This window comes from Vibrio orientalis CIP 102891 = ATCC 33934 (genome assembly GCF_000176235.1).
GTDB classification, from domain to species: domain Bacteria; phylum Pseudomonadota; class Gammaproteobacteria; order Enterobacterales; family Vibrionaceae; genus Vibrio; species Vibrio orientalis.
Genome location: NZ_ACZV01000005.1, coordinates 711,519 through 728,566, shown reverse-complemented (window position 1 = coordinate 728,566; position 17,048 = coordinate 711,519). Strand labels below are relative to the sequence as shown.

22 protein-coding genes and 1 pseudogene are annotated in these 17,048 nt (G+C 40.0%); all 23 read right to left on the bottom strand.

The window, feature by feature from the left end:
- Nucleotides 1-134 precede the first annotated feature (134 nt).
- The 23 genes and pseudogenes from VIA_RS14005 to VIA_RS13900 all read right to left on the bottom strand — a co-directional run bounded on the left by VIA_RS14005 (nt 135) and on the right by VIA_RS13900 (nt 16,968).
- Entirely contained in the window at nt 135-1,085 is a 951-nt protein-coding gene (locus VIA_RS14005) for a hypothetical protein (protein WP_004413652.1), read from the bottom strand.
- A gap of 1,348 nt (nt 1,086-2,433) precedes the next feature.
- The gene (locus tag VIA_RS14000) at nt 2,434-2,964 is read right to left on the bottom strand and encodes a hypothetical protein (RefSeq protein WP_004418387.1); all 531 of its coding nucleotides are present in this window, start codon (nt 2,962-2,964) and stop codon (nt 2,434-2,436) included.
- A 258-nt stretch (nt 2,965-3,222) separates the two neighbouring features.
- On the bottom strand, nt 3,223-3,693 hold the full coding sequence (locus tag VIA_RS13995) for a hypothetical protein (RefSeq protein WP_004413651.1): 471 nt from the start codon (nt 3,691-3,693) through the stop codon (nt 3,223-3,225).
- A gap of 140 nt (nt 3,694-3,833) precedes the next feature.
- Nucleotides 3,834-4,241, bottom strand: a complete 408-nt coding sequence (locus tag VIA_RS13990) for a DUF6010 family protein (RefSeq protein WP_004413650.1) — start codon at nt 4,239-4,241, stop codon at nt 3,834-3,836.
- A 159-nt stretch (nt 4,242-4,400) separates the two neighbouring features.
- A complete protein-coding gene (locus tag VIA_RS13985; protein WP_004413649.1) occupies nt 4,401-4,901 on the bottom strand; it encodes a hypothetical protein in 501 nt (166 codons plus the stop codon).
- A 1,294-nt stretch (nt 4,902-6,195) separates the two neighbouring features.
- Complete coding sequence (locus VIA_RS13980; protein WP_004413648.1) at nt 6,196-6,741, bottom strand: GNAT family N-acetyltransferase; 546 nt, start codon at nt 6,739-6,741, stop codon at nt 6,196-6,198.
- A 156-nt stretch (nt 6,742-6,897) separates the two neighbouring features.
- Nucleotides 6,898-7,242 (bottom strand): hypothetical protein, encoded by a 345-nt coding sequence (locus tag VIA_RS13975; protein ID WP_004418391.1) that lies wholly within the window; start codon nt 7,240-7,242, stop codon nt 6,898-6,900.
- A gap of 162 nt (nt 7,243-7,404) precedes the next feature.
- On the bottom strand, nt 7,405-7,770 hold the full coding sequence (locus VIA_RS13970) for a hypothetical protein (RefSeq protein WP_004413647.1): 366 nt from the start codon (nt 7,768-7,770) through the stop codon (nt 7,405-7,407).
- A 159-nt stretch (nt 7,771-7,929) separates the two neighbouring features.
- Nucleotides 7,930-8,607, bottom strand: a complete 678-nt coding sequence (locus VIA_RS13965; protein WP_004413646.1) for a hypothetical protein — start codon at nt 8,605-8,607, stop codon at nt 7,930-7,932.
- Nucleotides 8,608-8,760: 153 nt separating this feature from the next.
- Nucleotides 8,761-9,165, bottom strand: a complete 405-nt coding sequence (locus VIA_RS13960) for a putative signal transducing protein (protein ID WP_004413645.1) — start codon at nt 9,163-9,165, stop codon at nt 8,761-8,763.
- Nucleotides 9,166-9,304: 139 nt separating this feature from the next.
- Complete coding sequence (locus VIA_RS13955; RefSeq protein WP_050778701.1) at nt 9,305-9,805, bottom strand: hypothetical protein; 501 nt, start codon at nt 9,803-9,805, stop codon at nt 9,305-9,307.
- A gap of 147 nt (nt 9,806-9,952) precedes the next feature.
- Nucleotides 9,953-10,429 carry a GNAT family N-acetyltransferase gene (locus VIA_RS13950; protein ID WP_071816309.1) on the bottom strand — a complete coding sequence of 159 codons (477 nt, stop codon included), beginning with the start codon at nt 10,427-10,429 and terminating at the stop codon, nt 9,953-9,955.
- 154 nt (nt 10,430-10,583) lie between these two features.
- The gene (locus VIA_RS13945; protein ID WP_038211647.1) at nt 10,584-10,988 is read right to left on the bottom strand and encodes a cell envelope integrity TolA family protein; all 405 of its coding nucleotides are present in this window, start codon (nt 10,986-10,988) and stop codon (nt 10,584-10,586) included.
- Between the two features lie 152 nt (nt 10,989-11,140).
- The gene (locus tag VIA_RS13940; protein ID WP_004413643.1) at nt 11,141-11,365 is read right to left on the bottom strand and encodes a hypothetical protein; all 225 of its coding nucleotides are present in this window, start codon (nt 11,363-11,365) and stop codon (nt 11,141-11,143) included.
- 97 nt (nt 11,366-11,462) lie between these two features.
- Entirely contained in the window at nt 11,463-11,762 is a 300-nt protein-coding gene (locus tag VIA_RS13935) for a hypothetical protein (protein WP_138977060.1), read from the bottom strand.
- Between the two features lie 112 nt (nt 11,763-11,874).
- A complete protein-coding gene (locus VIA_RS13930) occupies nt 11,875-12,705 on the bottom strand; it encodes a hypothetical protein (RefSeq protein WP_004418543.1) in 831 nt (276 codons plus the stop codon).
- A gap of 170 nt (nt 12,706-12,875) precedes the next feature.
- Nucleotides 12,876-13,544 (bottom strand): hypothetical protein, encoded by a 669-nt coding sequence (locus VIA_RS13925; protein WP_004413641.1) that lies wholly within the window; start codon nt 13,542-13,544, stop codon nt 12,876-12,878.
- A gap of 144 nt (nt 13,545-13,688) precedes the next feature.
- Entirely contained in the window at nt 13,689-14,036 is a 348-nt protein-coding gene (locus VIA_RS22030; protein WP_004418689.1) for a zinc ribbon domain-containing protein, read from the bottom strand.
- Nucleotides 14,037-14,065: 29 nt separating this feature from the next.
- Nucleotides 14,066-14,152: pseudogene (locus VIA_RS22155) on the bottom strand (DUF2007 domain-containing protein); the annotation flags it as partial.
- A 137-nt stretch (nt 14,153-14,289) separates the two neighbouring features.
- A complete protein-coding gene (locus VIA_RS13915; RefSeq protein ID WP_138977056.1) occupies nt 14,290-14,487 on the bottom strand; it encodes a hypothetical protein in 198 nt (65 codons plus the stop codon).
- Nucleotides 14,488-14,749: 262 nt separating this feature from the next.
- Nucleotides 14,750-15,739, bottom strand: a complete 990-nt coding sequence (locus VIA_RS13910) for a hypothetical protein (protein ID WP_004413640.1) — start codon at nt 15,737-15,739, stop codon at nt 14,750-14,752.
- 54 nt (nt 15,740-15,793) lie between these two features.
- Nucleotides 15,794-16,003 carry a hypothetical protein gene (locus VIA_RS22260; RefSeq protein ID WP_004418453.1) on the bottom strand — a complete coding sequence of 70 codons (210 nt, stop codon included), beginning with the start codon at nt 16,001-16,003 and terminating at the stop codon, nt 15,794-15,796.
- A 452-nt stretch (nt 16,004-16,455) separates the two neighbouring features.
- Complete coding sequence (locus VIA_RS13900) at nt 16,456-16,968, bottom strand: J domain-containing protein (protein ID WP_004418451.1); 513 nt, start codon at nt 16,966-16,968, stop codon at nt 16,456-16,458.
- Between the last annotated feature and the right edge of the window lie 80 nt (nt 16,969-17,048).

Genomic DNA, 17,048 nt, shown 5'->3' with positions numbered 1-17,048 from the left:
TCGGAGCAAACTAACGCCAAATTAAGGTGTGAACAACGCTAACGCCATACCTAAGGCATTGTGCCATAAACACCAAACCGGCTTGAAGTGAAAGCGCCGAGCGTTGTGAATCACTCTTAAATTTATTGTTATACCTATTTTCCCACATAATTTTCGTCTATTTCACGGGCAAGACTTTCAAAGTTTTTATGAGTTTTTTGTAGATAGAACAAGTAAATTCGCGCATCTGCTTCTGAAAAGTCATTAACACTAGAGCTCGTAAGGTAAGCTTTCATTCGTTGAATACCGTGGAAATATTCATCAAGATCGTACTGCGTATGATCTGGTAACTCATTTCGCTCTTGCAATGCACTCTTGAAATTCATATATGCCTCTTCGATTGACTCAAGCATACTAAGACCAAATGAAACGTTCGAACTGGACGGCGAATATATTGCCTGCCCTACTTTTTCAAACATGTACCCCATTGTTGAATGAAGAATATCTGCTAGAGGTTTTTCCATAAATTTAGCCCTATGCTGTTCGTCAATATCTCGAAGCTTGTCAGTAATTAGTGCGTAAGCAGTATTGATACCAATGAGCTGTGTTTCTACTATTTTCTTCAAATCAACATCGATGAATTCACTTTCACCCTCGTCGTAGAAACGAGCTAAAGTAAACCCATCTTTACTCATTGAACTGCGAGAAATGTGATTAAAGTAAGTAGTCGTCTTAACTCTATTCTTTGTTGGGTGACCTATAGAGGCATTCCTAACAGCTCTGATACTCTTTAGCTCATCCGACAATTCATATGGTACATCGAATGCTTCAGATAAATGATTCATCGCATCTTGTTGAATAAATAACGCCTGCAAAAGCCCATAAGTGTAGATATAAGACAATCCTGCTTCAGCAGGAAAGTCGGATTCGAAATAACTTTTTAGCGCTAGCCCTGTATCGCCTAGAGTGTCCAAAGAGCTACATATCTGACTCCAGTTATCTAATTCTGAAATCAGAACCTTCTGATACCTATGAGTATTGATGTGATCTCGCACTTGCGTTTCGATATCACAAAACTTAATTAAGCTATCTTCAATATTGTTCATCTATCGCAATTCCTCTCAATAGGTATAACGCCCAATTAAGGGGTGAACAACGCCGCCACCCAAACCTAAAGCATTGTGCCATAGACACTAAATTTGAAGTAAAAGCAAAAATGCCAAGCGTTGTGAATCCCTCTTAAATTGCTTGTTATGTTTTACCACAAATATATGATTTAATTGAGAAAGAACTGCTATTTTTAACTAGTTTTCTGAAGCAAACCACAAGGATGAAACCAACTTGACCGACAAAGGCGACCAACCTAATACAAGTAAGTCCACTTCCCTGCCCAATGAGGCAACCCTGATCTCTTTCAACAAGCGCCCTTTCTTTCCAACCAAAGCGCAAGACAATAGAAAATTGCCGAGGCAACTGCCAAGTTGAAATGCTGATTGACTAAGAACCTAAAAGCGACTTTGAGCCAGTTAAACAAGAAACCGACCGCCACGACCTGACAATGAAGCAACCCACGAACATTAGCATGTTTTACGGGCTGAGTGATTCAAGAACTTAGGCCGACAATGCGGATTTGCTGAGTCTACTCAGAACGAACTGCCAGAAGGACAAAGAACTAGAGCCTAAGACCTTTAAGCCTTTGAATTACAAGTAAACATAACGCCCAATTAAGGGGTGAACAACGCCGCCACCCAAACCTAAAGCATTGTGCCATAGACACTAAATTTGAAGTAAAAGCAAAAATGCCAAGCGTTGTGAATCCCTCTTAAATTGCTTGTTATGTTTTACCACAAATATATGATTTAATTGAGAAAGAACTGCTATTTTTAACTAGTTTTCTGAAGCAAACCACAAGGATGAAACCAACTTGACCGACAAAGGCGACCAACCTAATACAAGTAAGTCCACTTCCCTGCCCAATGAGGCAACCCTGATCTCTTTCAACAAGCGCCCTTTCTTTCCAACCAAAGCGCAAGACAATAGAAAATTGCCGAGGCAACTGCCAAGTTGAAATGCTGATTGACTAAGAACCTAAAAGCGACTTTGAGCCAGTTAAACAAGAAACCGACCGCCACGACCTGACAATGAAGCAACCCACGAACATTGGCATGTTTTACGGGCTGAGTGATTCAAGAACTTAGGCCGACAATGCGGATTTGCTGAGTCTACTCAGAACGAACTGCCAGAGGGACAAAGAACTAGAGCCTAAGACCTTTAAGCCTTTGAATTACAAGTAAACATAACGCCCTGTTAAGGTGTGAGCAACGCAATGCCGAAGCTACCGCATACCACCTTAAACACTAAACGCAACGCATAGCAAAAATGCCAAGCGTTGCGAATCACTCTTAAACAGATTGTTATGCTATGCTGTCACTCAATTGACATATTGCTCGAACTTTAGTTATCTAAATGAATATTATTTTTGATTAGTATTGTTGCAACTTGCTTCTTTACAAACAAATCTTCACAGCTTTCCAAATCAAACTTCCAACCTTTCCGTAGATAGGACTTGAATCTCCATAAGTTAACCTTATTAGCTAAGTAAACCCAACTTATCAGCACTACAGCACCATAGATTGACAAATGTAAATAACTGTCACCTATAGATAAGTCCTGATATTCAATGTTTGCTAATAATAAAGCCATTAGAGGTGCATTTACGAAATCCATTGCAACTTCTACAGATGAAGCCCCTATGGCAGCACCAACCCTCATGTCCAATAAATGATCTGATAAACCAAAAATGCCGACACCTAGCCAAGTGATGATAATTCCGTAAATCAAATAACTCAGCGCCCCATATATATCCATTCGAAATAACGAAACTGTACCTCCGAAAAAAAGGTGCTTAATTGAAAACCCAATTTTCAGGTCTTTTTCGATTGAATAACCATTCGCTGTTTTTGTAAGTACAATTTTAAATGCCATGCTTTACCATTTCGGCTCATTACAAGCTCTATCGCTAAAAACGACGACATGCTAACAATTGAATCAAAGAGTCTCAGCAAAGATAATTAATCGAAACGACAAACATCAACTAGGCATGTAATTTTTTGCATTGCATAACGCCAAATTAAGTAGTGAGCAACGCCACCACCTAAGCTAAACCATTGTGCCGTAAACACTTAATTCGATTCAAACCAAAAATGCCAAGCGTTGCGAATCTGCTTAAATTTATTGTTAGGGCTATTTTACCCCTAAGCTCTTTGTTGCGAAATTAGATAACTTGGCTAACGCCTCTTCAGCAGCAACCCTTGTAGTAACAAGCATTTCTTCTAAGTCTCTTTTTTCTTCAGCGACTGAAAGGTTAAAATTAAACTCTCGAAGTGCTTTACATGCTTCTGGGCTAAAAAGTAACTCTGACGAGTTATTCTGAGCCTTTAACTTGAGGCATGAAGTGTCGAACCGCTCCTTTAACTTGGAAACTTGATGCTTATCTCGACTGAGGTCAGAAATGTGGTACTCAACAGCATAATCGCAATACAAGAGCACGTCGTTTAGTGCACCGACTACCTCTAAGTAAGCTTCCGCGCGTTTATCCCACCACTTGTCTGTTCTATATTTCTTAACGGCTAAATGACTTGTGAACCAAGCTGTCGGTACTGCAATAACCAACGCTGAAAATAGCTTTTCTATGACCCAAATATATTCTGACAAACTCTAAACTCCACTTATAGCCCTAACGCCAAATTAAGGTGTGAACAACGCTTACACCTGACCTAAAGCATTGTGCCATAAACACTAAACTGGCTTGAAGTGAAAGCACCAAGCGTTGTGAATCACTCTTAAATTTATTGTTATGCAATTTTTCCAGCACGTGCTTGAGCTAGCAAGTAACAAGCTACTGTAATATCGAAAGAAATGCACATTATCACGTACCATTCAGGAGCAACATTACTGCCTGAGCCTACTAAATGAAGACCAACGTCCCAAACGGGATGAAGTAACCAACCTACTGCTAATAAATATGAGCTACGACTTTTGGAAAGAATATAGAAAGCACCGTATAACAGTACGCCTAATGATTCGATTCCAATCCAAGCCAGATTCGAAGCTAAAATAGCAAACAGGACATAGATAAGCGCAGCAATTATCAACGCATAACCGAGAATCTTAAGACGAAACTTTGAGGATTTATGGTGTACACACTTGAGCAGTACAGCACTAGCTATTACACCAACAGCTAGCCAAAAGATTACTTCCATTGCTGTAATTTCCTCCAATTGCATAACGCCCAATTAAGGGGTGAACAACGCCTCCACCCAAACCTAAAGCATTGTGCCATAAACACTAAATATAAAGTAAAAGCAAAAGTGCCAAGCGTTGTGAATCCCTCTTAAATTGCTTGTTATGCATATTTAATGTTACTCAGTACTTTCTTCAACTTGCTCCAGTATATATTCCAATTCAACTTCAACTTCATGCCACAAGCGAATTGCTAAATAGAACACCATAACCACAAACTGCTCTTTGATTGAAAGAAGCGAGTACTTTTTTCCTAAACCGGGCGGTCTATCAGGATTGCTGGAAATAACCTCTTGAATAAGAGCCTGATCTTCAGAAGTAAAGCTTTTATAAAAGTTATTAACTTCCGACTTTGACAACTGCATGTCTGCTCGGTGGGCAAACTTATTACGAATGTTGGTAACTGATACAAGTGGCTTGTATATTTCCTCGTCCAAGCCAAATGCTACAGCAAGTTTGAGCTTATTCGAGAAATCTATTTGCATCTTCTGAATGTAATCAGAATTAGTAGCAACTAGCGATACAAAGCGATCTACATCTTGCTCCAAAGCCATGTGAGCTCTGATAACAGCCCCTAGTTCATCTTCATTAAGTAAAACCGACATTAACTTTTGGTGCATCAAAACTCCTATATGCATAACGCCCAATTAACGTGTGAGCAACGCTACCACGGAGCTCAAGCACTGCGCCGTAAACACTAAACTCAACCTGAAGTAAAAGCGCCAAGCGTTGCGAATCACTGTTGAATTGTTTGTTATGTTTTACCACAAATACATGATTTAATTGAGAAAGAACTGCTATTTCTAACTAGTTTTCTGAGCCAAACCACAAGGCAAGAACCAACTTGACCGCCAAAGGCGACCAACCTAAAACAAGTAAGTCCACTTCCCTGCCCAATGAGGCAACTCAACTAAGTACCAACAAGCGCCCTTTCTTTCCAAACAGAGCGCGAGACAATGCCGAATTGCCGAGGCAACTGCCAAGTTGAAATGCTGATTGACTAAGAATCTAAAAACGACTTTGAGCCAGTTAAACAAGAAACCGACCGCCACGACCTGACAATGAAGCAACCCACGAACATTGGCATGTTTTACGGGCTGAGAGATTCAAGAACTTAGGCCGACAATGCGAATTTGCTGAGTCTACTCGGAATAAATTGCCAGAGGGACAAAGAACTAGAGCCTAAGACACTTAAACCCCTGAAATACAAGTAAACATAACGCCCAATTAAGTAGTGAACAACGCGACCACCTAACTAAAACATTGTGCCATAAAACACTAAACTTAACCTAGAAGGCAGATCAACAAGCGTTGTGAATCTGCTTAAATTGTTTGTTATGTTTTACCACAAGTTACTGACTTGCTTGAGAAAGAACTGATATTTTGGACTGCTTTTCTGAACCAACCCACACGGCAAGGACTAACTTGGCCACCAAAAGAGACCAACCTAAAACGTGTATGAACACTTCCCTGCCCAATGAGGCAAACTGACTAAGCTCCAACAAGCGCCCTGTCTTTCCAACCAAAGCGCAATACAATGGCAAATTGCCGAGGCAACTGCCAAGCCGAAATGCTACTTGGCAAAGAACCCAAAAGCGACTTTAAGCCAGTAAAACAAGAAACCGACCGCCACGACCTTACAATGAAGCAACCCACGAACATTGGCATGTTTTACGGGCTGAGAGGTTCAAGAACTTAGACCGACAATACTGATTTGCTGAGTCTACTAGGGACGAGTTGCCAGAGGGACAAAGAACTTGAGCTAAAGATATTTAAGCCATTGAAATACAAGTAAACATAACGCCAAATTAAGGTGTGAACAACGCTAACACTTACCTAAACAACTGTGCCGTAAACACTAAACTGACTTGAAGTGAGAGTGCCGAGCGTTGTGAATCACTCTTAAATTTATTGTTATGCGTAATTTTTGACGTACTTTGTCATTGCTGTTTCCGAGACTGACAAACCGTCGATTCTATATTGATCTTTGAACTCTCCAACAACATTGAACCCTGCTTTTAGGTAGAGGTTCTTTGCTGGAAAATTCTCTGATAATACACAAAGATCAAGCCAGTCAATTTCAGCTTTTTCTTGGCAGAAATTTATAACAGCATCAATGAGTCTTTGACCAAGACCTTGCTTCCGGCAAGAAACATCTACGCCCATACCTAATAGAACTCTGTGAGAACGGCTTTCATCACTGTGGTGGCGAAGATCAATATGACCTTTGATATTTCCAGAGGTGTCTTTTACAACCCAAAGTTTTCTCCAACCTAAGTCGCCAAACTGATGAGAAAAGCCTTGGATAAACTTATCTTTTGTTGCTTCTGGAATTTCACTTTCCTCTCTGGACATTGGCTGGAAAAGAGGAACTTCTCCATTACCATTTTCAGACAGCTGATTTTCTAGATACACAAAGAATGAATCTAAATCCGATTTTTCCGCTTCTACTACTTCCATCTAATTCTCGGTACTCCATCGATTACGCATAACGCCAAATTAAGGTGTGAACAACGCCGACACCATATCTAAACCATTGTGCCATAAACACTAAACTTACTTGAAGTGAGGGCGCCGAGCGTTGTGAATCACTCTTAAATTTATTGTTATACAAAATTATCTACTTGACCAATAAGCCATAATTTTCGGATATACGTGATATCTTACTCCGTAAATAAGAATCCCAACAATTGCTGACCGACAAGCTAGATTGATTACCTCTTGTGTAAGATTTGGCTGATCGTTTGTATACAAGTAAATGATAATCCAAGGAACAAATGTGATGACTCCTGATACAAAATAGTTCCCTTGTTGGTACTTCATAATGAGCCAAGTCTGAAGAGCAGGAATCACTACAAAGCCGCCCATAATCAGCGTGATTACACTTAAAACCCCAGCTAAAAAAGCCGTTACTGATGAGGCCAATACACGCATAAACAACTTAGCGATGTTATTTATCACCCGCCCCTCCTTTTTGTATAACGCCAAATTAAGGTGTGAACAACGCTAACACCTTAGCTAAACCATTGTGCCATAAACACTAAACTTACTTGAAGTAAGGGCGGCAAGCGTTGTGAATCACTCTTAAATTTATTGTTATGTCTTCAATACAAATGTTCTGAATTAGTCGCTAGTGTTTTCTTCACCGTTAAAGCCCCAATATGTACGGCCTTCTGTAATACTCACTTTTAGGGAATCGATGTCCCCTGATTCAAATCTTTTATACTTAACCATAACCTCATCTTTTGAGATGATTTTCTGTAATAAAACTTCGCAAGTGAGCCCAATTGCTCCAATCGTTGTAGGAACAATTTCAGCTTCAGTTTTAACCTTTAGCTTTAATAATGTACCTGTTTTTAAAGTTTTAACACAGTTGCCTGAGATCGCTTTAGCTGGTTCTACAACTTCGTTACTAACGCCTAGGGAAATCTTATTTATCATTACCCAGACTAACATTAATGAGATAACAATCAGTTTGACTTTAAACATCAATCTTATTCTCCCTTGCTGGTAATTTCCGCCGAAGACATAACGCCCAATTAAGGGGTGAACAACGCCACCACCCAACCTAACGCATTGTACCGTAAACACTAAATTTCAAGTAGAAGCAAAAGTGCCAAGCGTTGAGAATCCCTCTTAAATTGCTTGTTAGCTGTTTTGCACCTTTCTCGCTGAATCAGTCAGTTCATGCGATAACTTCCACATTGCGTCTGTTGCAGATTCTATATAGCCACTAGAGATATCTAGCTGTTGTCCATTGATTGAAATACCTTCGATATCACCAACGTTCTCTGTATTCTTTGCGACACCGCCGTTGTGAACCCAATCATTGCGGATAAATCTAACTTCATTGTCTAACTTGTTGAACGCCATCTCAAACTGTTCTGATGGCTCAGTTAATAAGCCAATCGCTTTGAAGTTTTTAATCAGATGACTTAAGTCACTACCTCTTTTCTTTTTAGGTAGTTCAGGAGAATGCCCCATTTCTTCGGCAATGATGCTATAAAATTTTTTTAGTTCACACTCAAATACAGCCCAGTTAGTGACTAGCATGGACTGTCGTTGATACATGGGCATCAAATCTGTAAACACTGCTTTAAAATCGTATTCATCTTCGCTTACACCAGCAATATGTGATACTTCGACCTCAACAACTTCACCAGGGTCATCTGCACACTGTTGTTGGAACATTTCGGTTGTATATGTTTGTACATGCTCGTCTATATTTTCTACGAAATTTGCAGTTAGTTCTACTTGCTTCGAGTTAAATGCATGCACCAAACGCAACTCTTCGGGAGAAAAATAATATGGAATTTTCTTTGTCATATCGTACCTATAAATGAAGACAGCTAACGCCAAATTAAGGTGTGAACAACGCCACCACCAGACCTAAAGCATTGTGCCATAAACACTAAACTCACTTGAAGTGAAGGCGCCGAGCGTTGTGAATCACTCTTAAATTTATTGTTATGCCACGATTCAAAGTTTTTCGCTGAACTCGCCACACTGATTACACTTGTAACCTTGTTTGTAGAAAAACAGGGGAAAGCCTAACAAAATGAACACCAGAAATGCTGGTCGCTTACCCTTTGTGTGAGCAGATAGGTTACTACTTCCACAATGAGGGCAAAGATCTTGTTTCTCTCCTATTGCTTCAGAGTGAGTTCCAAGGCTTTCCGAAAAATCACTAGACAGAATTTCAGTCGCTTCCTCTAAGTCTTCTTCTGAAACCATTAAGCGAACACCTCCAATAGCATTTGAGTATAGCCATTGTGTATTCACTGTATGCTCATCTGCGATGAAGCTTTCAATACCAGCACTTTCTAGATTTGCTTTGGCAATATGAGCTTCATGAGGAAAAGAAAACCTTGCTACAACAATCATGAATTTCTCCCTGTGGCATAACGCCAAATTAAGTAGTGAGTAACGCTGCCACCTACCTAAAGCATTGCGCCGTAGACACTTAAGTCAATTCAAACCAAAAGTGCCAAGCGTTGCGAATCTGCTTAAATTTATTGTTAGCCTATTGTGTTGAGTCAACCTTTGCGCAATCTTGTATATCACTAGGTAACCTTACAATCATTGCGCTATCACTTTGCGGCTCTACAGAAACATATATCATTTCATGCAGGATACTTTGATCTTTCATCACTTGCGTAAGTTGTTTTGAAATTACGTCGTTATTTGTTTCAACCGAAAACTTATGATGAAACTCCGTTATATCAGTGATGAAAGGATCTCGCATCCAAACCCCATCAGTTTTGGCGTTCACTGTCAGAGGTACTTCCATTTCATTAGTATGCACCTCAAAGCTCACTTCAATGTTAAGTACTCCACTTTCCTCATACACTCGATAAAGTTTCATGTCTGAGAATAAGTTTAGAGGGTCACTTTGTTTGGGAACACAACTCCATTTGCCTATAAAGTACTCTCTACTTAGCTCTATCGTTTTGTTATTTTCCTCATAGTGGGAAGTGTTACACCCAGTCAGTGTTAAGATAAAAAGCATTAAATATTTTTTCATAATAATCCGTACATTATAAAATAGGCTAACGCCCAATTAAGGGGGTGAACAACGCCGCCCCCCAAACCTAAAGCATTGTGCCATAAACACTAAAACTGAAGTAGAAGCAAAAGTGCCAAGCGTTGTGAATCCCTCTTAAATTGCTTGTTATGCGTGTTGTTCCAGTGATTTTGTCATTGGAATACAATCCAAACTAATACCTCTTGGTGAATGGTAAGTAGATACTTTATCTCCCATAAATCCAAAGGAGCGATAGAAAGGTGCAGCATTTAAAGTTGATTCTAATTTTAGTGAGCACAAACCATTTTCTCTGGCCAAGCTTTCTAAAAAATTCAGCATTTTTTTGGCCGCACCGACTCCAAAGTATTCGGGTGCTACAAAAATAGCGTCTACCATACCGGTTTCGATATTAAGCTTACCACTACCAATTACTTGACCATCAGTTTCAGAAACGTAAAAAGTACTAATTACATCTTGAACAAAGCCATCAGAAACTCCACCATGCGTCCACAAGGAGAGCTGTTCTTTCGTATAATGGGCTGCACATTTGTCTAAAATAGCGCGTCTTCTTAATTCATAAATTATGTGAACATCAGCTTCAGTAGCTTTTCTAATTACGATCAAAATAACTCCTCCGATGCTTTACGCATAACGCCAAATTAAGTAGTGAGCAACGCCACCACCTGACCTAAACCATTGTGCCGTAAACACTAAAGTTGATTCCAACTGAAAATGCCAAGCGTTGCGAATCTGCTTAAATTTATTGTTAGTGCGCTCCTCACGGTTTAATGATAATACTCAACTTTCTTAACTTATCTGCCTCATTAACATCAACTGGCAACGGAAATGAACCAATTTCCCATACGGCATTGAAGACTGTCTGACAAAGCACATTTTTATTACTTATTTCCACATGCTCAATAACACCAAGCGATGATAACGATATTTCAGCGCGACAATCTAAGTCTTTGTTTAAATTCAACTCACCAAGTTTTTCTTTGATTAATGAATGGTATATTGACGCATATCTAGATGTGACAGATTCTTCAATATCAGTATAAGTTTCTAAACCTTCGAAGAGCTTATTTAAGGCAGCCATTTGTTCCTGTTCAGTTTGGCTTGAAGAGAATGACACCATCGGTATAAATAAAAACGAAAGGAAAAACCATCTAACTTCTTTCATATTGCAACCTTGTTTAGCGTGAAGTTTATGCGCGCTAACGCCAAATTAAGGTGTGAACAACGCCACCACCTTACCTAAAGCATTGTGCCATAAACACTAAACTTGCTTGAAGTGAAAGCGCCAAGCGTTGTGAATCACTCTTAAATTTATTGTTAAGCGTCTAATTTATGGGCAATAATGTCATTGAATTCCATACTTAAACCCAAACTACGCAGCACTGAAGTAAAACAATCATCTGGAGATTTTTCTCTTGGCTTAAATCTCTCTTTCTCTAATGAAAGGTTTATAGCACCATGATAGATTGCACATAACGTGCTTAAATGTGAACTAAATTTAGCCTCATCTGAACTCGCAAAATCTGTCGCATCGGTATTCATGCACAAATACTCAGATTCACTCTTCGCTGAGGTTACAAGGTGAATTACACTCCGAATACCGTCCCGTTGTTCCTTAGTCAGTATACTAAAACAGTTTTCAGTAGCACTTTCCAACAGCAGCGTCATTGGCGGGCGAGGAAAGATCATTTCGGTTACTTGTTCCTTTCGGTAAAGCCCTTTTTTTCAGCTTATAAATAGTGCAATAGTTACTATGTATAAGCTTTATGTCTCCTGCACACTGATCTGCCAAATCACTTAACTCGGTGTACAATACGTCACGCTGCTTTTCTGATTCCAGTTCCATCTTTATGGTTTCAATTTTCTTTGTTGCAGCGACTGTAGCCGCAACACCAATTAAAGTTGCAGATACGCCCATTAAAAATCCATTAATATCCAAATTGACCTCTTTGACGCTTAACGCCGCATTAAGGTGTGAGTGGCGCTTGGCTATACTTGAGCGAAGCGAAACTGCCAAGCGTTGCGAATCACTCTTAAATGCTTTGTTAGGTTTAATTTATAGTTCCCTTATAGCTACTGCATGACTCTAAGACCAAGTTCCTTTTGGAATAGGTTTTCTCGAAGTCAGGCACATTAGAAATCGAAGGATTGCCACGAACACCAAAAGCATAAATATTGAACTTAAAGCCTGTCCTATATATTTCCGCATCAAACGCAGATTGATAAAAAACGGAACCGATAATTGAGAATGAAGGTAAATACCCATTTTCCCTTGACCAGTCATTATGCCCTTTTTCAATTTCATCATTGGTTAGGGGGCTTTTCCAACGAATTATTTGTTGCTCAGATGGGAATAATTGTACTCCCATATGCTCTCCTGCACCGCTTTCGCCTATTTGGTCAGTACGTTGTCGAGCGCCACTATATTGATCTTGTGCAACTTTAAGAGTAACGACTTCATAGACGACATGTACATTTAAAGCAGGACTGTTGCCCACATTTTTCACAGCATAATCAACACCAAAATTGATGCCGTGTTCCTCTTTAACTAAATCAGAGCTGAGTGTAGGTGTAACTGTTACCCAAGGCCTTTCACTAGCAATATATGCATTTTTAGCAACAACAATAGAATTTTCAGCTAACTTAGCAGAACGGTCAGCTGCTTCAGCTGATGCTTTTGCATGCCGAGCGGAGGTTAATGTAAGCCACGCTATTACTAGAGTTGCTAGTGCTGAGATAAGTGTTCCAAGACTTGCTATGTTACTCCATGTAACCCAGTTAGGAACTTGAGATACACCTTTTCCCACTATCTCATCGGTTGGGCTCGATTGAGAAGGAATCTCTAACACCGATATCTGTACTTCCATTGCTTCATTAGCCAATAACCAACTACTACATAAAAGAGTTAACAACCCAAGCAGTATAATCAATATTTTCAATACTCTACCCTTTTAAACCTAACGCCGCATTAAGGTGTGAGCAGCGTTTGGCTATACTTGAGCGAAGCGAAACTGCCAAGCGTTGCGAATCACTCTTAAATGCTTTGTTAAATTTATTGTTCGTGATGCTTGAGAAACCTATAGTAAAACTCAGGACAGCCTTCGGGCAAACTAACAACTAGCTTGTTGTCGTAAAGTAAACCTCTTGCTTTGTCCACAGCAGCCTCGACCATTGCAATTAGTTTTTTCTGGTTAACGTAAGTAGTATGCGCATTGGTTAACGTTGAAAAACTACCATCCCACTCCTGAGCAGGATACGTGATCAAATCATTTGCTTCTGGGTCAAACACAAACCTATGATTTGGTTGATTCGGATACTGCGCTTTAGATAAGCCGCTAGCGGTATGCAGGAAAGAATTTCGCAAAGCAACTAACGTTTGAGTATCAGTGTCGTTCTCAGCAAAGCCACAGAAATAGTAAAGAGACTTTTTAATCGAGCTTGCATTTTGGTTACCAAACTTGGTTAGCTCTGCGTTTTCATAACAATAACCAAGCTGATCTAGAACTGTAAATGCTGCAGATAACGGCAAGAAAGAGTTGCCATATGTTTGCCACTTAACATGCCTAATTTCTCGCAAAACTGTAGACAAAGAAGAAGTTAGCAGACCATGATTAGTCTCCGTGAAGTTTGAATCTGATAAATGAGCGTAAGCTAGTTCCTCTAATGAAAGCTGCTCTAACCTCTTCTTTTTCACCGCATTGAAAAATTCAATTCTCGTCATTGTTACCTCATAAATTTAACGCCAAATTAAGGTGTGAACAACGCTACCACCTTACCTAAACCATTGTGCCATAAACACTAAACTTGCTTGAAGTGAAAGCGCCGAGCGTTGTGAATCACTCTTAAATTTATTGTTATGCCTATGCTAACCACCCAGAAAATCAAGTATTTTTTGTCCTGTACCTAGACCTCGTTTGTAAAACTCGGTGTGACCGCAGCTACTGCATGATAAGAAATAAAAACGGTGTTTGTTGTAATTGAAAAATGTGCTCCAAAATCCACCACTGGCTCTTAACTCACCAACCTCATATGACTCTGAACCACATTTATCACAGCAGTATTCAAACTCCGATTTCATTTTGTCATTCCCTAATAGGTGATTTGCCATCTGCTTATTTGCAAGCTCTTTGCCTAAGGCCCCGCACTTTTCACACTTCAATGATGAGTGTTCATTGCTATGCCCGCACCCAATACACTCCCATTTACTATCCATATTTCCTCTTATAGGCATAACGCCAAATTAATGAAGCTTTCAATACCAGCACTTTCTAGATTTGCTTTGGCAATATGGGCTTCATGAGGAAAAGAAAACCTTGCTACTACAATCATGAATTTCTCCCTGTGGCATAACGCCCAATTAAGGGGTGAACAACGCCTCCTCCCAACCTAAAGCATTGTGCCATAAACACTAAATTTGAAGTAGAAGCAAAAATGCCAAGCGTTGTGAATCCCTCTTAAATTGCTTGTTATGTATCCGCAGTACCATACAATTCAGGATCTTGCTCTTGTGCCCTTCTCTTGGCGACGTCTAACAATGTAAACGGGTCATACTTATCATAGAGCACAAATACGAACTCAAATCTCGGTGGTGGTTCCTCCCAAGTAACATCTAACCCTTCTTTCTTTAACAGTCGAGCGAAGTCGCGAGCTCCTTGTCTGGTCATTATATCTTGAGTCCAAAACCAACCACATTTTATAATTTCTGATTTTGCATCACCTAGCAGGTTCAAAGCCTCCCTACTAACCATATATTCTCCTTAGTCAGTCAATTGGAAATGATATTTTCCCAATATTCAGTATCTTAGATCCAACCCTTCCCTAAGGGTACATAACGCCGCATTAAGGTGTGAGCGGCGCTTGGCTATACTTGAGCGAAGCGAAACTGCCAAGCGTTGCGAATCACTCTTAAATGCTTGTTAGAAATATTTACCCACACTCGATTAGCAAGCCTTTAATTGCTCTATGATCCTGTATTTCTCGCTTTTCAGCACATGGCTCAATTACTGCTTCAAAGCCATGTGGCACCAAAGTGTAAGGTTCATGCTGTGACTGTATGTGAATTCGATAATTGCTAGGCTTACACTTGATTGTATACATAGCGGATATAACAAACTTTGACACATCAAATTCTAGTGTTTCACTAGCGAAGTCAATTCCCGCACCCGACATGTAACTTTCTAGAATTGAGTAGTTGTTCTTAACCCACTCCGCTAAATCGTCCGAAGCCCTGAGTATAGTATTCGCCTTGTGAACATCATTACCGCCAATGTTCCCGCAAGTTAAACCACCACCAAGCCCCATATATGAACACCCACGCACTAGCACAGCAGTATTGACGCACGCATTCCTTAGCTCCAAACGGTCAAGATCGGTGATATCAATAGTTGATCTAACATCCCTTGGCAATTCAAAGGGTTTCAGCAAGTGATACCAGTTGTCATGTACTATTTCCAAAACCTGCGTTTTAGTCCATGAGTCATGATCGAAGATGCCAATCAAATAAGCATCGTTGTTTGTTACCCAAACAAACAATATTTCTTTATTGCCTTCAATCAGCCCCTCATTTTTCCCTTTGCTGATAACTTCTTCACCAAGGTGCAGATGATGGATTCCCCAATCAGCGAGCATACGATCTGTATACACTTTCTTGTCTTTAATTCGTCTAGACAATCTAGCGTTCACATTATGTCCAACGTTCAAATCATGGATGATCTGTTTAATTGCCTTGTCATATTTTTGGGGAGTCATAAAGCTTTCAGAGACATGAACTCTTCTAGGTATTGTCGAAATAAACATTCGGCTTAATGTGAATACATTTGCAAGTGTTACAAATGAATCTTTGTTAGCTTTATAGCCAACTTTTTCTATGAGGCGTCTGCCCCATTCATAGACGTCATTTTCAAAATTCGTACTCATTTTTTGCCTGTATTTCTAACGCCCAATTAACGTGTGAGCAACGCTGCCACAGGGCTAAATTACTGCGCCGTAAACACTAAACTCAACCCGAAGTGAAAGCGCCAAGCGTTGCGAATCACTGTTGAATTGTTTGTTATGTTTTACCACAAATGCATGATTTACTTGAGAAAGAACTACAATTTCTGACCAGTTTTCTGAACCAAACCACAACGCAGAAACTAACTTGACTACCAAAGGCGACCAACCTAAAACGAGTAATTCCACTTCCCCGCCCAATGAGGCAACCCGGCAAAGCACCAACAAGTACCCTGTCTTTCCAACCAAAGCGCAAAACAATGGCAAATTGCCGAGGCAACTGCCAAGTTGAAATGCGAATTAGCTAAGAACCTAAAAGCGACTTTGAGCCAGTCAAACAAGAAGCCAACCGCCACGACCTGGCAATGAAGCAACCCGCGAACAGTGGCATGTTTTACGGGCCGAGAGATTCAAGAACTTAGACCGACAATGCGGATTTGCTGAGTCTACTAGGGACGAATCGTCAGAGGGACAAAGAACCAGAGCCTAAGACCTTTAAGCCTTTGAAATACAAGTAAACATAACGCCCAATTAAGGGGTGAGCAACGCCTCCACCCAAACCTAAAGCATTGTGCCATAAACACTAAATTTGAAGTAGAAGCAAAAGCGCCAAGCGTTGTGAATCCCTCTTAAATTGCTTGTTATGCGACTTTTCTACGGAGTTTTTCGTAAGCATCGTTTAACCTCTGCATCATTGCTTTACTGCCACCTTTGTCAGGATGGTGTAACGAAGCTAAACTTTTATATCGTTTTCTCAACTCCTGAGAACTTGGCTCTCTTTCGTAACCTAAAATATCTAAATCACAAAGGCTATCAGTGCCCCCTGAACTTTTATACTTTAGTTGATTATTGAGAGAGTCAATCTCCCTTTCCGCAACTAACAACTGTCGCTTGAGCTCATTTATTCTTATATTGGCTTGCCTTATGGTTAGGTTCGCTAATTCTAAGGGCGTTAAAACAGGTTCTTCAACAAAGGATGCACGGTACTTATGCCACTTATCGATGGCTATTTTGGAGTTTTTAGCCCTGATGCTATCGGAAACAACTATGAAACCTTGAGATTGTAGCTGACAGATCTCGTCTGACGTATTTTCCGCCATTACATCCAAAGCTAAAAAAAGCCCGTCCAATTCCAATATATAGAAAATTTTCAATTACCTACCTCTTAGTCTCGAACTTATCTGTCGCATAACGCCAAATTAAGGTGTGAACAACGCTACCACCTTACCTAAAC

Coding starts and splice junctions, on each gene's coding strand:
- VIA_RS14005 (WP_004413652.1), bottom strand. CDS start 1,085: ATGAACAATATTGAAGATAGCTTAATTAAGTTTTGTGATATCGAAACG.
- VIA_RS14000 (WP_004418387.1), bottom strand. CDS start 2,964: ATGGCATTTAAAATTGTACTTACAAAAACAGCGAATGGTTATTCAATC.
- VIA_RS13990 (WP_004413650.1), bottom strand. CDS start 4,241: ATGGAAGTAATCTTTTGGCTAGCTGTTGGTGTAATAGCTAGTGCTGTA.
- VIA_RS13985 (WP_004413649.1), bottom strand. CDS start 4,901: ATGCACCAAAAGTTAATGTCGGTTTTACTTAATGAAGATGAACTAGGG.
- VIA_RS13980 (WP_004413648.1), bottom strand. CDS start 6,741: ATGGAAGTAGTAGAAGCGGAAAAATCGGATTTAGATTCATTCTTTGTG.
- VIA_RS13970 (WP_004413647.1), bottom strand. CDS start 7,770: ATGTTTAAAGTCAAACTGATTGTTATCTCATTAATGTTAGTCTGGGTA.
- VIA_RS13965 (WP_004413646.1), bottom strand. CDS start 8,607: ATGACAAAGAAAATTCCATATTATTTTTCTCCCGAAGAGTTGCGTTTG.
- VIA_RS13960 (WP_004413645.1), bottom strand. CDS start 9,165: ATGATTGTTGTAGCAAGGTTTTCTTTTCCTCATGAAGCTCATATTGCC.
- VIA_RS13955 (WP_050778701.1), bottom strand. CDS start 9,805: ATGAAAAAATATTTAATGCTTTTTATCTTAACACTGACTGGGTGTAAC.
- VIA_RS13945 (WP_038211647.1), bottom strand. CDS start 10,988: ATGAAAGAAGTTAGATGGTTTTTCCTTTCGTTTTTATTTATACCGATG.
- VIA_RS13940 (WP_004413643.1), bottom strand. CDS start 11,365: ATGAATACCGATGCGACAGATTTTGCGAGTTCAGATGAGGCTAAATTT.
- VIA_RS13925 (WP_004413641.1), bottom strand. CDS start 13,544: ATGACGAGAATTGAATTTTTCAATGCGGTGAAAAAGAAGAGGTTAGAG.
- VIA_RS22030 (WP_004418689.1), bottom strand. CDS start 14,036: ATGGATAGTAAATGGGAGTGTATTGGGTGCGGGCATAGCAATGAACAC.
- VIA_RS13915 (WP_138977056.1), bottom strand. CDS start 14,487: ATGACCAGACAAGGAGCTCGCGACTTCGCTCGACTGTTAAAGAAAGAA.
- VIA_RS13910 (WP_004413640.1), bottom strand. CDS start 15,739: ATGAGTACGAATTTTGAAAATGACGTCTATGAATGGGGCAGACGCCTC.